Origin of the sequence: Streptomyces sp. NPDC041068 (genome assembly GCF_040647455.1) — a bacterium.
In the GTDB taxonomy this organism is placed as follows: domain Bacteria; phylum Actinomycetota; class Actinomycetes; order Streptomycetales; family Streptomycetaceae; genus Streptomyces.
In genome coordinates this window covers 368,093-381,662 of sequence record NZ_JBEZCG010000007.1, presented here as the reverse complement: position 1 = coordinate 381,662, position 13,570 = coordinate 368,093, and the positions used below count along the sequence as shown (strand labels likewise).

At 67.0% G+C, this 13,570-nt stretch carries 15 protein-coding genes; 12 read left to right on the top strand and 3 right to left on the bottom strand.

Translation table 11 applies throughout. The annotated features are described in order from the left end of the window. Nucleotides 1-37: 37 nt before the first annotated feature. The 3 genes from AB0B50_RS18920 to AB0B50_RS18910 form a co-directional block, all read right to left on the bottom strand. Nucleotides 38-2,260 (bottom strand): hypothetical protein, encoded by a 2,223-nt coding sequence (locus AB0B50_RS18920; protein WP_362332608.1) that lies wholly within the window; start codon nt 2,258-2,260, stop codon nt 38-40. Further along, the gene (locus tag AB0B50_RS18915) at nt 2,257-3,054 is read right to left on the bottom strand and encodes a hypothetical protein (protein ID WP_362332605.1); all 798 of its coding nucleotides are present in this window, start codon (nt 3,052-3,054) and stop codon (nt 2,257-2,259) included. The genes AB0B50_RS18920 and AB0B50_RS18915 overlap by 4 nt, the downstream gene beginning before the upstream one ends. A 136-nt stretch (nt 3,055-3,190) precedes the next feature. Continuing rightward, nucleotides 3,191-3,904: a Crp/Fnr family transcriptional regulator gene (locus tag AB0B50_RS18910; protein ID WP_362332602.1), complete on the bottom strand. Its 714-nt coding sequence runs from the start codon at nt 3,902-3,904 to the stop codon at nt 3,191-3,193. 338 nt (nt 3,905-4,242) lie between these two features. On the opposite strand from AB0B50_RS18910, the gene rpsL reads away from it, so the two are divergent. The 12 genes from rpsL (at nt 4,243) to rpsC (ending at nt 13,566) form a co-directional block, all read left to right on the top strand. Then, nucleotides 4,243-4,614 (top strand): 30S ribosomal protein S12, encoded by a 372-nt coding sequence (rpsL, locus tag AB0B50_RS18905; RefSeq protein WP_003948652.1) that lies wholly within the window; start codon nt 4,243-4,245, stop codon nt 4,612-4,614. A gap of 2 nt (nt 4,615-4,616) precedes the next feature. Further along, on the top strand, nt 4,617-5,087 hold the full coding sequence (rpsG, locus tag AB0B50_RS18900) for a 30S ribosomal protein S7 (RefSeq protein ID WP_003974303.1): 471 nt from the start codon (nt 4,617-4,619) through the stop codon (nt 5,085-5,087). 39 nt (nt 5,088-5,126) lie between these two features. Beyond that, complete coding sequence (fusA, locus tag AB0B50_RS18895; RefSeq protein ID WP_055698221.1) at nt 5,127-7,253, top strand: elongation factor G; 2,127 nt, start codon at nt 5,127-5,129, stop codon at nt 7,251-7,253. Nucleotides 7,254-7,397: 144 nt separating this feature from the next. Further along, nucleotides 7,398-8,591, top strand: coding sequence for an elongation factor Tu (gene tuf, locus AB0B50_RS18890; RefSeq protein ID WP_055698222.1), 1,194 nt, complete (start codon nt 7,398-7,400; stop codon nt 8,589-8,591). Nucleotides 8,592-9,111: 520 nt separating this feature from the next. Next, a complete protein-coding gene (gene rpsJ / locus AB0B50_RS18885) occupies nt 9,112-9,420 on the top strand; it encodes a 30S ribosomal protein S10 (protein ID WP_003948644.1) in 309 nt (102 codons plus the stop codon). A gap of 14 nt (nt 9,421-9,434) precedes the next feature. Then, nucleotides 9,435-10,079 carry a 50S ribosomal protein L3 gene (gene rplC / locus AB0B50_RS18880; protein ID WP_055698223.1) on the top strand — a complete coding sequence of 215 codons (645 nt, stop codon included), beginning with the start codon at nt 9,435-9,437 and terminating at the stop codon, nt 10,077-10,079. 8 nt (nt 10,080-10,087) lie between these two features. Then, nucleotides 10,088-10,738, top strand: a complete 651-nt coding sequence (gene rplD / locus AB0B50_RS18875) for a 50S ribosomal protein L4 (RefSeq protein ID WP_362332598.1) — start codon at nt 10,088-10,090, stop codon at nt 10,736-10,738. Next, a complete protein-coding gene (rplW, locus tag AB0B50_RS18870) occupies nt 10,738-11,157 on the top strand; it encodes a 50S ribosomal protein L23 (RefSeq protein ID WP_055564827.1) in 420 nt (139 codons plus the stop codon). The genes rplD and rplW overlap by 1 nt, the downstream gene beginning before the upstream one ends. Nucleotides 11,158-11,196: 39 nt before the next feature. Beyond that, nucleotides 11,197-12,033, top strand: coding sequence for a 50S ribosomal protein L2 (gene rplB, locus AB0B50_RS18865; RefSeq protein ID WP_055698225.1), 837 nt, complete (start codon nt 11,197-11,199; stop codon nt 12,031-12,033). 12 nt (nt 12,034-12,045) lie between these two features. Next, nucleotides 12,046-12,327 carry a 30S ribosomal protein S19 gene (gene rpsS, locus AB0B50_RS18860; protein ID WP_030782571.1) on the top strand — a complete coding sequence of 94 codons (282 nt, stop codon included), beginning with the start codon at nt 12,046-12,048 and terminating at the stop codon, nt 12,325-12,327. Nucleotides 12,328-12,367: 40 nt separating this feature from the next. Continuing rightward, nucleotides 12,368-12,715: a 50S ribosomal protein L22 gene (gene rplV, locus AB0B50_RS18855; RefSeq protein WP_058848120.1), complete on the top strand. Its 348-nt coding sequence runs from the start codon at nt 12,368-12,370 to the stop codon at nt 12,713-12,715. Continuing rightward, entirely contained in the window at nt 12,715-13,566 is an 852-nt protein-coding gene (gene rpsC, locus AB0B50_RS18850) for a 30S ribosomal protein S3 (RefSeq protein WP_362332593.1), read from the top strand. Before rplV ends, rpsC begins: the two co-directional genes overlap by 1 nt. Nucleotides 13,567-13,570: the final 4 nt, after the last annotated feature.

Here is a 13,570-nt window from a genome sequence, read left to right as displayed (position 1 = left end):
TTGAGGGGTTCCTGCGGGCGGTGTGGTGGCCCGTGGCTCAGCGACGGTTCGGCAGAACAGTCAGCAGACGGGCCGCGACGACAGGCGGGGCGGAGCCGTCCTCGCCGCGCACGGTGCGCAGGAGGTGGCTCAGGCGCTGGTACTCGGAGGCTGTCGTGACCAGGGCCGGGAGCAGGCCGGCAAGCGCCCACTCCGTCGCCGGATCGTGGTCGGCGGCGCGTACCCAGTCACCCAGCTCCTCCAGCGCGGCCCTCGTGTGCCTGCGATCTTCGAGCGCCGAACGCCAGAGCCGTGCGATTCCGCCGGCCGCGCGGCCTCCGTCGGCCGCCGAGGTGGCGTACCAGTCGAGGATCAGTGGCCGTCCGTCGCGCGCGTCGTCCTTCCGGCGTGCGCACGCGCTGAGAAAGCCGCGCAGGGCGAGATCGTGTACCGCACGGTCCTGATCCAGTCGGTGCAGCAGCTCGACGAGGACCTGCTCGCCGGCCGGTGAGAGCAGCAGCAGCTCCACGGACTGCGCGAGCTGTTTCACCATGACCTCGTCGATGTCTTCCTCCTCGCCGTCCTCGTCGAAGAGGGGTTCGTACTCCTTGCGTGCGGCGCTCCGCAGAGCGGCGAGAGTCTGTTCCGGCCGCTCCGCGCCGATCAGGCCGTACGCACGGATGGCCACCCAGCGCATCGCGGGATCCTCGCTCTCGCACCAGGAGCCGAGGATGCTCGGAATGTTGGGCGCCTCCAGGAGGTGCGCGAGCGTCAGTGAGTTGACCGCGACGAGACGGCGGCGGAACAGATGGGACGTCGCCCATGGCTCGATGATCAGAGCCATGGTGGAGGGCAGATCCGCGTACGCGAGAACGGCGACGGTGGACGCCGCGCGGGTGCGCACCAGGGGCCTTGCGTCACCGGCGAGCCGCTGGAGCCAGCGCACGAGTGCGGGCCTCGCCGAGGGGTGCCCGGTCCACACCTCGCGCAGCAGGACCAGCGAGACCCGGTTGTCGAGGAACGCGGCCTTGGACTGTGTGACCGGCCCCCACTCCGTGTTCTCTTCCTCCAGATACCCCTTGGCGCGGGCGAGTTGGAGTCGCTTGACGATATGGGTGCCGAAGACGGGGACCCGCGGCTGCAGAGCCGAGTCCGCGGTGTCCTGCAGGTAGGCGTAGAGCAGGTCGCTCAGTTCGGCCGTGAGTGCGTAGGGGCCTCCGTCGAAGGCGGCCAGAGCGATGAGGAACGCCTTGTCCCGGAGCGGAATCAGCTCCTCGTTCTCGTCGAACCACTCCTGGACCTGGCTTTCCAGGGTGAACAGCGAGAAGGTTCCGACGGCTTCTTCGGTGACTTCCCCGTCCGCATACCGCTTGAGGTGCTTCGCGAAGGACGCCACTTCGCGCAGCTGGTGGTCGCGCTCCAGGAAGGTGGAGACAGCGGGCAGCGCCAGCAGCCGGTCCGTGGTCGCCTCACCGGTCAGCTCCAGCAGGTGCCTCTTCAGTACGTCGGCGGGGCTCGGCGGCTTCCATTCGACGGCGGAGATGTCCTCCAGGGCGGCCACAGGGCCGACGGTGATGACCAAGTACGCGTCTTCCTCCGCCAGTTGGCCGCGCGCGGCGAGGAGATGCGGTTCCCGGAGCGGTTGGTCGCGGCGGGTGGTCAGATCGCACAGCACGTATCCCTTGGCCGGGTGCTGGCCGTCGCCGAGCTGCTCGACGAGCTGTGCGGGTGTGGTGTCGCGGACGAGGGAGCGGATCGGGGAGGCACCCAGACGACGGAGCAGCATCAGGGCGGCGGTCCGGCGCCCGGTGTAGTGCGGACCGGACAGTACGACGACCCTCTCCGTGCGCAGCCGCGACAGGAGGCTCTCGAAGCGGGACTCGTCGGTCACGAAGTACGGGGCGAGGCGGTCCAGTGTCGACGACGGCACCTCGCCGGAGCCGTGGCTCGTGGTGGAGACCCCGAAGCGGTAGATCTCCGTTTTGCTGCCCATGATGACGTCGCCCGCGACCAGGCCGCCGCTCACACCGTGCTGGTCACCCGCGACCAGGCTGCCGCCGAAGCGCGCGTTGTCACCGACGCCCATCGCCTTGGGGCTGTGGTCGACCAAGTCCCTGCGGGCGGACCACGCGTCCTGCGGCCGGTCGTGCTCTTCCTGTTTGTCCTCCGCCTCAGCGGCCTCGGGGCCTGTCTGCTGCGGGCTGTCGGCGGCGTCCTTGTCGCTCGCCTGCTGCCGTGGGCCGGCTGCTCCCTGGCGGGGGCCCGGCTCGCCCGCGCTCACTCCCGCTCACCGCGCCCGGCAGTGCCGCCGCCTCCGAGGTGCACGTCGCCGTGGACCGTGCCGTTTCCGGACACGCCGTGCTGGTCGCCTGCCACGTAGCTGCCGCCGAAGGAGGCATTGCTGAGATCGACGGGGCTTGGAGGCGTGGCCCTGGTGCCTGCCGCGGGGGCCGGTGCCGCGCCGTCCTCCGGCTCGCTCGTCCCGTCGGGGCCCTCCATGTCCCTCGGTGTGGGCCCGTGCAGCCAGGCCTGCAGCGGCCCGTTCTTGCTCCGCACGGTGATGGCGTGGAACTGGTCCTTGGGGACACCCGGGTAGTCGTGCTGGACGATCCCGTGGTGCACGCTCTCCGAGACGCACAGGACGAAGTCGTCGGGGCGTTCGCGCAGAGCCAGGCGCAGCACGTCGGCGTCGAGCAGTCGGCAGGCGTGGTTGAGGTCGGCCCCCACCCAGCCGTCGAGCTCGTCGACGGCGACGTATCCCGTGGCGAGTACGGCCCGCAGTCTGATCTGCGCGGACTTCGAAGCCATCCGGTTCACGGCGCGCAGCTCCGTGGGTGCCTCGGTCAGCAGGGCCCGCAGAAGCGCTGTCACCGACGCACTGGCGTCGATCAGCTCCATCACCGAGTCGCCCCGGTCGGCCCGCAGCCGCCGGGTCTCGTCGATGCCCGAGCTCTCCAGGACGCGGTCGGTGATGTTGTAGAGCATGCGTCGCAGGTACGCCTGCTCGACGTTGTCCCGGTCGCTGTACTTCTCGATGTCGAGCAGAAGGATCGTCCGGCTCACGGGGTCGGTCATGGCCACCTCTCAAGTGGGCAGTCGTGTCAGGCAGCAGCTTGGCGACGACGGGACCGTGGCCGTGAGGGCAGATGACGCACTGGAACTGTGACCGTGTGCACAGAACCGCGCTGTCGGCGCCGAACGCCGAGAGGAGTCAGAGGTCCGGGTGTTCGGCGCGTGCGATCCGGCGCAGGATGTCCGGTCGGACGATCAGCAGCGCCCTGCGCCCGGTCACCACCACCTCGCGCGTGCGCAGCTCCTTCAGGAGGCGCTGGACCATTTCACGGGACGCGCCGACGGAGCCCGCGAGCTCCTGCTTGCTCAGGGGCACGGAGAGCTCGATGCCCTCGTCGGTACGGCGCCCATGGGTGCGGGCCAGGTCGAGCAGCAGAACGGCGAACCGCTCCCGCACGCTCATCGAGGCGAACTCGAGGCGCCGCCGGTCGGCGGCGCGGGTGCGGTCGGACGTGAGGCCCAGAAGAGCGAACGAAACGGCGGGGGAGTGGGCCAGGAAGTCGGTGAAGGCCTCGCGCTCCACCGCCAGGGCGAGGACCTCCTCCAGAGCCGTCACGGTCGCCGACCGCGGTCGGCCGGTGAGCGCGGCGGACTCCCCGATGATGTCGCCGGGACCCCGCAGGGCGAGCAGGGCCTCGTACCCGTTGGGCGCGGCAGCGGTCACCTTGGACCAGCCCTGCACGATCAACAGGACGTGGGACGACGGCTCGCGTTCGTGCAGGAGCACGACGCGTGGCCCGAAGCGCAGTTCGTGCCCCAGGGCCAGCAACGCGGAGCGGTCCTCGCTCTCCAGCCTCGCGAGGAAGGGCACCTGGTCGTCCAGCCCTCCGCCCGGTAAGCGCGCTCCCGCCATGGGCCCTCCTTGATCGTCACTCAACGGACAGATCAAGGTACTGACTGTGTGCATGACATTAAACGTCGGGTCGGGAGCGAAAAGCCCGGCGTGTCGTGGCCCATCGCATTTGTTTTGACCGAACCCGATGAGGTAGGTACGCTCAGACCTTGTGCCTGGGGTGTGCCTGGGCTCGCGCGCGTGTCCTCAACCGCATCGTGAGTCCGAGAACGGCCACCGTAATCTGCGCCCCTTTCCGCCTTGTGGTGGGAGTCTGCAGCATTCGACACACCCGACCGCGTGGGTCGGCGAAGTTCCGGGTTAGCTTTACTATTCGGCACACAGAAACCGGAGAAGTAGTGCCTACGATCCAGCAGCTGGTCCGCAAGGGCCGGCAGGACAAGGTCGAGAAGAACAAGACGCCCGCACTCGAGGGTTCGCCCCAGCGCCGTGGCGTCTGCACGCGTGTGTTCACGACCACCCCGAAGAAGCCGAACTCGGCCCTCCGTAAGGTCGCGCGTGTGCGTCTGACCTCCGGGATCGAGGTCACGGCCTACATTCCGGGTGAGGGACACAACCTGCAGGAGCACTCCATCGTGCTCGTGCGTGGTGGCCGTGTGAAGGACCTGCCTGGTGTTCGCTACAAGATCATCCGCGGTTCCCTCGACACCCAGGGTGTCAAGAACCGCAAGCAGGCCCGCAGCCGCTACGGCGCCAAGAAGGAGAAGTAAGAATGCCTCGTAAGGGCCCCGCCCCGAAGCGCCCGGTCATCATCGACCCGGTCTACGGTTCTCCTCTGGTGACCTCCCTCATCAACAAGGTGCTGCTGAACGGCAAGCGCTCCACCGCCGAGCGCATCGTGTACGGCGCCATGGAGGGCCTGCGCGAGAAGACCGGCAACGACCCGGTCATCACGCTGAAGCGCGCGCTTGAGAACATCAAGCCGACCCTCGAGGTCAAGTCCCGCCGCGTCGGTGGTGCGACCTACCAGGTTCCGATCGAGGTCAAGCCCGGTCGTGCCAACACGCTGGCCCTGCGCTGGCTGGTGGGTTACTCCCGCGCCCGTCGCGAGAAGACCATGACCGAGCGTCTGCTCAACGAGCTCCTCGACGCCTCCAACGGCCTCGGTGCCGCTGTGAAGAAGCGCGAGGACACCCACAAGATGGCCGAGTCCAACAAGGCCTTCGCGCACTACCGCTGGTAGTCGCTACCCACATCGAGACCGAGAGAAGACTGAGCCGACATGGCTACCACTTCACTTGACCTGGCCAAGGTGCGCAACATCGGCATCATGGCCCACATCGACGCGGGCAAGACGACGACCACCGAGCGGATCCTGTTCTACACCGGTGTGTCGTACAAGATCGGTGAGGTCCACGACGGCGCCGCCACGATGGACTGGATGGAGCAGGAGCAGGAGCGTGGCATCACGATCACCTCTGCTGCCACCACCTGTCACTGGCCGCTGAACGACGTCGACCACACCATCAACATCATCGACACCCCGGGCCACGTCGACTTCACCGTCGAGGTGGAGCGTTCGCTCCGCGTGCTCGACGGTGCCGTGACGGTGTTCGACGGCGTCGCCGGCGTTGAGCCCCAGTCCGAGACCGTGTGGCGTCAGGCGGACCGCTACGGCGTCCCGCGCATCTGCTTCGTCAACAAGCTCGACCGTACGGGTGCCGAGTTCCACCGCTGCGTCGACATGATCGTCGACCGCCTCGGTGCGACCCCGCTGGTCATGCAGCTGCCCATCGGTGCAGAGGCTGACTTCAAGGGTGTCGTCGACCTCGTCACGATGAAGGCCTTCGTCTGGTCCGCCGAGACCAAGATGGGCGAGGCCTACGACATCGTCGACATCCCCGACACGCACACCGAGGCTGCCGAGGAGTACCGCGGCAAGCTGCTCGAGGCCGTCGCGGAGAACGACGAAGAGATGATGGAGCTGTACCTCGAGGGCCAGGAGCCCTCCGAGGAGCAGCTGTACGCGGCGATCCGTCGCATCACCATCGCCTCCGGCAAGGGCGGCGACACCACCGTCACCCCCGTCTTCTGCGGTACCGCGTTCAAGAACAAGGGCGTCCAGCCCCTGCTCGACGCGGTCGTGCGCTACCTGCCGTCCCCCCTGGACGTCGAGGCCATCGAGGGCCACGACGTGAAGGACCCGGAGACGGTCGTCAAGCGCAAGCCGTCCGACGACGAGCCGCTGTCGGCCCTCGCGTTCAAGATCGCGAGCGACCCGCACCTCGGCAAGCTCACCTTCGTCCGGATCTACTCCGGTCGCCTGGACTCCGGCACCGCGGTGCTGAACTCCGTCAAGGGCAAGAAGGAGCGCATCGGCAAGATCTACCGCATGCACGCGAACAAGCGTGAGGAGATCGAGTCGGTGGGCGCCGGTGACATCGTCGCCGTCATGGGTCTGAAGCAGACCACCACGGGTGAGACGCTCTGTGACGACAAGCAGCCGGTGATCCTGGAGTCCATGGACTTCCCGGCGCCGGTCATCCAGGTCGCCATCGAGCCGAAGTCCAAGGGCGACCAGGAGAAGCTGGGTGTCGCCATCCAGCGCCTCTCGGAGGAGGACCCCTCCTTCCAGGTCCACTCGGACGAGGAGACCGGCCAGACCATCATCGGTGGTATGGGCGAGCTTCACCTCGAGGTGCTCGTCGACCGCATGAAGCGCGAGTTCCGCGTCGAGGCGAACGTCGGCAAGCCGCAGGTGGCGTACCGCGAGACGATCCGCAAGGCCGTCGAGCGCGTCGACTACACCCACAAGAAGCAGACCGGTGGTACCGGTCAGTTCGCGAAGGTGCAGATCGCCATCGAGCCCATCGAGGGCGGCGACGCGTCGTACGAGTTCGTGAACAAGGTCACCGGTGGCCGCATCCCCAAGGAGTACATCCCCTCGGTGGACGCGGGTGCTCAGGAGGCCATGCAGTTCGGCATCCTGGCCGGCTACGAGATGACGGGCGTCCGCGTCACGCTCATCGACGGCGCCTACCACGAGGTCGACTCCTCCGAGCTCGCCTTCAAGATCGCCGGTTCGCAGGCCTTCAAGGAGGCCGCGCGCAAGGCCAGCCCCGTGCTGCTCGAGCCGATGATGGCCGTCGAGGTCACCACGCCCGAGGACTACATGGGCGATGTCATCGGTGACATCAACTCCCGCCGTGGCCAGATCCAGGCCATGGAGGAGCGCAGCGGCGCTCGCGTCGTGAAGGGCCTCGTGCCCCTCTCGGAGATGTTCGGCTACGTCGGAGACCTCCGCAGCAAGACGTCGGGTCGCGCAAGCTACTCAATGCAGTTCGACTCCTACGCCGAGGTTCCGCGGAACGTCGCCGAGGAGATCATCGCGAAGGCCAAGGGCGAGTAACTCACCCGAGTTCACGCTTTAGGCTTGACACCATCCGCCGGGGTTCGACCCCGCAAGGAAAGAATCCCGGCGGCTGGCTTCCCAGCAAAGATCACCTGGCGCCGATGAAGCAAGGCGTACAGAACCACTCCACAGGAGGACCCAGTGGCGAAGGCGAAGTTCGAGCGGACTAAGCCGCACGTCAACATCGGCACCATCGGTCACATTGACCACGGTAAGACGACCCTCACGGCCGCCATTACCAAGGTGCTGCACGACGCGTACCCCGAGCTGAACGAGGCCTCGGCCTTCGACCAGATCGACAAGGCTCCCGAAGAGCGCCAGCGCGGTATCACGATCTCCATCGCGCACGTCGAGTACCAGACGGAGACGCGTCACTACGCCCACGTCGACTGCCCCGGTCACGCGGACTACATCAAGAACATGATCACGGGTGCCGCGCAGATGGACGGCGCCATCCTCGTGGTCGCCGCCACCGACGGCCCGATGCCGCAGACCAAGGAGCACGTGCTCCTGGCCCGCCAGGTCGGCGTTCCGTACATCGTCGTCGCCCTGAACAAGGCCGACATGGTGGACGACGAGGAGATCCTGGAGCTCGTCGAGCTCGAGGTCCGTGAGCTCCTCTCCGAGTACGAGTTCCCGGGCGACGACGTTCCGGTCGTCAAGGTCTCGGCGCTCAAGGCGCTCGAGGGCGACAAGGAGTGGGGCCAGTCGGTCCTGAACCTGATGAACGCCGTCGACGAGTCGATCCCGGAGCCGGAGCGCGACGTCGACAAGCCGTTCCTCATGCCGATCGAGGACGTCTTCACGATCACCGGTCGTGGCACCGTCGTCACCGGTCGTATCGAGCGCGGCATCCTCAAGGTCAACGAGACCGTCGACATCATCGGCATCAAGACCGAGAAGACCACCACCACGGTCACCGGCATCGAGATGTTCCGCAAGCTGCTCGACGAGGGTCAGGCCGGTGAGAACGTCGGTCTGCTCCTCCGTGGCATCAAGCGCGAGGACGTCGAGCGCGGCCAGGTCATCATCAAGCCCGGTTCGGTCACGCCGCACACCGAGTTCGAGGCCCAGGCCTACATCCTGTCGAAGGACGAGGGTGGCCGTCACACCCCGTTCTTCAACAACTACCGCCCGCAGTTCTACTTCCGCACCACGGACGTGACCGGCGTCGTGACCCTCCCCGAGGGCACCGAGATGGTCATGCCGGGTGACAACACTGAGATGACCGTTGAGCTCATCCAGCCCGTCGCCATGGAAGAGGGCCTGAAGTTCGCCATCCGTGAGGGTGGCCGGACCGTCGGCGCCGGCCAGGTCACCAAGATCAACAAGTAAGTTCGCTTGCTTGAAGATCGGGGAGACCCGGTCGCTCTGAACTGAGCGCAGCGAAGAGCCCCGTTCACCTCCGGGTGGGCGGGGCTCTTTGCGTACGCGATCTAGGTCGTGGCAGCTTGACAGTTCGCCCCGATTGGCCTTCGGCATCCCACGTATGGCACACTGTTCAGGTTGCTCGGTTGAGTGCCGATGCTGTGCGCCTCCCGCCGGGAGGACCGGAAGCGAGTCCCACAGTACTCGTCGCCCCATCTGCCAAACGGTCGTAAAAAGCCCGCAGGCAGCGCTGTGGCGGACGTACGGGAATCTTTCGGGAAGTGCAGTGCGGTGGCTCGGCCAGGCGCCCGGTGGGTTTCTTCCCCCGGACCCGCGGTCATCGAGGGCCGCAGCCCCTAGCAGGGAAATCCTTCGGGAGATCTGTGTGAGCGGGACTGCGACACGCCCGACCGCGTGGGTCGGAGGAAGTAGAAAAAAGGGCCTCCCGGGGGCCAGAGCGTTCGAGACGAAGGACTACTAAGTAGCCATGGCGGGACAGAAGATCCGCATCCGGCTCAAGGCCTACGACCACGAGGTCATCGACTCCTCGGCGAAGAAGATCGTCGAGACGGTGACGCGTACTGGTGCGTCGGTCGCGGGCCCGGTGCCGCTGCCCACTGAGAAGAACGTGTACTGCGTCATCAAGTCGCCGCACAAGTACAAGGACTCGCGCGAGCACTTCGAGATGCGCACGCACAAGCGCCTGATCGACATCCTCGACCCGACGCCCAAGACCGTTGACTCGCTGATGCGCCTGGACCTTCCGGCCGGCGTTGACATCGAGATCAAGCTCTGAAGGGCGCGAGAGAGATGACCAAGCAGATCAAGGGCATCCTGGGCGAGAAGCTCGGCATGACCCAGGTCTGGGACGAGAACAACCGTGTCGTCCCGGTGACCGTGGTCAAGGCCGGACCCTGCGTCGTTACCCAGGTCCGTACGAATGACAGCGACGGCTACGAGTCGGTCCAGATCGCCTTCGGCGAGATCGACCCGCGCAAGGTGAACAAGCCCCTCAAGGGCCACTTCGCCAAGGCCGACGTGACCCCCCGTCGCCACCTCGTCGAGATCCGTACCGCTGACGCCAGCGAGTACACCCTCGGCCAGGAGCTGACTGCCGAGACGTTCGAGGCCGGTATCAAGGTCGACGTCACCGGCAAGAGCAAGGGCAAGGGCTTCGCCGGTGTGATGAAGCGTCACAACTTCCACGGTGGCAAGGCCTCCCACGGTGCCCACCGCGTGCACCGCAAGCCCGGTTCCATCGGTGGCTGTGCCACCCCCGGCCGTGTCTTCAAGGGCATGCGCATGGCGGGTCGCATGGGCAACGAGCGGGTCACCACCCAGAACCTGACCGTCCACGCCGTTGACGCGGAGAAGGGCCTGCTGCTCATCAAGGGCGCGGTTCCTGGTCCGAACGGCGGCCTCGTCCTGGTCCGTACCGCGGCCAAGGGGGCCTGAGGTAACCCATGAGCACCATTGACATCCTTTCGCCGGCAGGCGACAAGACCGGGACGGTCGAGCTCCCCGCGGAGATCTTCGACGCCAAGGTCAGCATCCCGCTGATCCACCAGGTCGTCGTCGCGCAGCTGGCCGCGGCCCGTCAGGGCACGCACAAGACCAAGACCCGCGGCGAAGTCCGTGGTGGTGGCAAGAAGCCTTACCGCCAGAAGGGCACCGGCCGCGCGCGCCAGGGTTCGACCCGTGCGCCGCAGTTCGCCGGCGGTGGCGTCGTCCACGGCCCCGTGCCGCGCGACTACTCGCAGCGGACCCCGAAGAAGATGAAGGCCGCCGCCCTGCGCGGTGCCCTCACCGACCGGGCCCGCAACTCCCGCATCCACGTCGTCTCCGGCGTGGTCGAGGGCGAGATCTCCACGAAGGCCGCCAAGAGCCTGCTCGGCAAGGTCAGCGAGCGCAAGAACGTGCTCCTGGTCATCGAGCGCTCGGACGAGGCCTCGCTGCTCTCCGCCCGTAACCTGCCCCAGGTCCACATCCTGGAGCCGGGCCAGCTGAACACGTACGACGTGCTCGTCTCGGACGACGTGGTCTTCACCAAGGCCGCGTTCGAGTCCTTCGTGTCCGGCCCGAAGGCCACTGACACCGAAGGGAGCGAAGCCTGATGGCCATCCGTCACCAGAGCATCGCGTCCAAGGCTGCGAAGGCCGCCAAGGCCGCGCGCGTCGCCAAGGCGAAGCGCATCGCGACCGAGGGCAAGATCGCCGTTGAGCCCACCCCGCTGAGCAAGTCCTTCTCGGACCCGCGCGACGTCCTCGTCAAGCCGGTCGTCTCCGAGAAGTCGTACGCGCTGCTCGACGAGGGCAAGTACACGTTCATCGTGGCCCCGGGCGCCAACAAGACCCAGATCAAGCAGGCCGTCGAGGCGGTCTTCTCGGTCAAGGTCACCGGCGTCAACACGATCAACCGTCAGGGCAAGCGGAAGCGTACGCGCACCGGTTTCGGCAAGCGTGCCGACACCAAGCGCGCCATCGTGACCCTTGCTGAGGGCGACCGTATCGACATCTTCGGCCAGGCCTCCTAACGGAGCGCCCTGGTCCGAATATCGGACGAGGACTGAGAAATGGGAATCCGCAAGTACAAGCCGACTACGCCGGGCCGTCGTGGCTCCAGCGTTGCCGACTTCGTCGAGGTAACGCGGTCCACGCCGGAGAAGTCGCTGGTCCGCCCGCTGCACAGCAAGGGCGGCCGTAACAACGCCGGTCGGATCACGGTTCGCCACCAGGGTGGCGGACACAAGCGCGCCTACCGCGTGATCGACTTCCGTCGTCACGACAAGGACGGCGTGCCGGCCAAGGTCGCGCACATCGAGTACGACCCCAACCGCACCGCGCGCATCGCGCTGCTGCACTACGCGGACGGCGAGAAGCGCTACATCCTCGCCCCGCGCGGCACGCAGCAGGGTGACCGGATTGAGAGCGGCCCCGGTGCCGACATCAAGCCCGGCAACAACATGGCGCTGCGCAACATCCCGGTCGGTACGACCATCCACGCCATCGAGCTGCGGCCCGGCGGCGGCGCGAAGTTCGCCCGTTCCGCGGGTGCCTCCGTGCAGCTGCTCGCGAAGGAAGGCGCCATGGCGCACCTTCGTATGCCGTCCGGCGAGATCCGTCTCGTCGACGTGCGCTGCCGCGCCACCATCGGCGAGGTCGGCAACGCCGAGCAGTCGAACATCAACTGGGGCAAGGCCGGCCGCATGCGCTGGAAGGGCGTCCGCCCGACCGTGCGTGGTGTCGTCATGAACCCGGTTGACCACCCGCACGGTGGTGGTGAAGGCAAGACCTCCGGTGGTCGCCACCCGGTCTCGCCGTGGGGCAAGAAGGAGGGTCGTACTCGTGATCGCAACAAGGCGAGCAACAAGTACATCGTCCGCCGCCGCAAGTCGAACAAGAAGCGCTAGGAGCGGGTTTAGATGCCGCGCAGTCTCAAGAAGGGGCCCTTCGTCGACGACCACCTCGTGAAGAAGGTGGACGCCCAGAACGAAGCAGGCACCAAGAACGTCATCAAGACCTGGTCCCGGCGCTCGATGATCATTCCCAGCATGCTGGGTCACACGATCGCGGTGCACAACGGCAAGACCCACATCCCGGTGTTCGTCACCGAGTCGATGGTCGGCCACAAGCTCGGCGAGTTCTCGCCGACTCGCACCTTCCGCGGCCACGTCAAGGACGACCGGAAGTCGAAGCGCCGCTAAGCGGGGTGGAACGACTATGACTAACACCGAAGGGACAACCATGGAAGCCAGGGCCCAGGCGCGGTACATCCGCGTCACGCCCATGAAGGCCCGCCGCGTGGTGGACCTCATCCGTGGCATGGATGCCACGGAGGCTCAGGCGGTCCTGCGTTTCGCCCCGCAGGCCGCGAGCGTGCCGGTCGGCAAGGTGCTGGACAGCGCCATTGCCAACGCCGCGCACAACTACGACCACTCTGACGCCTCTTCGCTGTTCATCAGCGAGGCGTACGTGGATGAGGGCCCGACCCTGAAGCGGTTCCGTCCGCGTGCCCAGGGCCGTGCCTACCGGATCCGTAAGCGGACCAGCCACATCACCGTGGTCGTCAGCAGCAAGGAAGGAACCCGGTAATGGGCCAGAAGGTAAACCCGCACGGGTTCCGGCTCGGTGTCACGACCGACTTCAAGTCGCGTTGGTACGCCGACAAGCTGTACAAGGACTACGTCAAGGAAGACGTCGCCATCCGTCGGATGATGACGTCCGGCATGGAGCGCGCCGGCATCTCGAAGGTTGAGATCGAGCGCACCCGTGACCGCGTGCGTGTGGACATCCACACCGCTCGTCCCGGCATCGTCATCGGCCGTCGTGGCGCCGAGGCCGACCGCATCCGCGGTGACCTCGAGAAGCTCACGGGCAAGCAGGTCCAGCTGAACATCCTCGAGGTCAAGAACCCCGAGGTCGACGCTCAGCTCGTGGCCCAGGCCGTCGCGGAGCAGCTGTCCTCCCGCGTCTCCTTCCGTCGCGCCATGCGTAAGAGCATGCAGTCGGCGATGAAGGCGGGCGCCAAGGGCATCAAGATCCAGTGTGGCGGTCGTCTCGGCGGCGCCGAGATGTCCCGTTCGGAGTTCTACCGCGAGGGCCGTGTGCCCCTGCACACGCTCCGCGCCAACGTGGACTACGGCTTCTTCGAGGCCAAGACGACCTTCGGCCGCATCGGCGTGAAGGTCTGGATCTACAAGGGCGACGTCAAGAACATCGCCGAGGTCCGCGCCGAGAACGCCGCTGCCCGCGCCGGCAACCGCCCGGCCCGTGGTGGCAACGACCGCCCGGCCCGTGGTGGCCGCGGTGGCGAGCGTGGCGGCCGCGGTCGCAAGCCGCAGCAGCAGGGGGCCCAGGGCCAGCAGCAGACTGCCGAGGCCCCCAAGGCCGACGCTCCCGCCGCTGCCGCTCCGGCTGCCGAGAGCACCGGAACGGAGGCCTGACCGA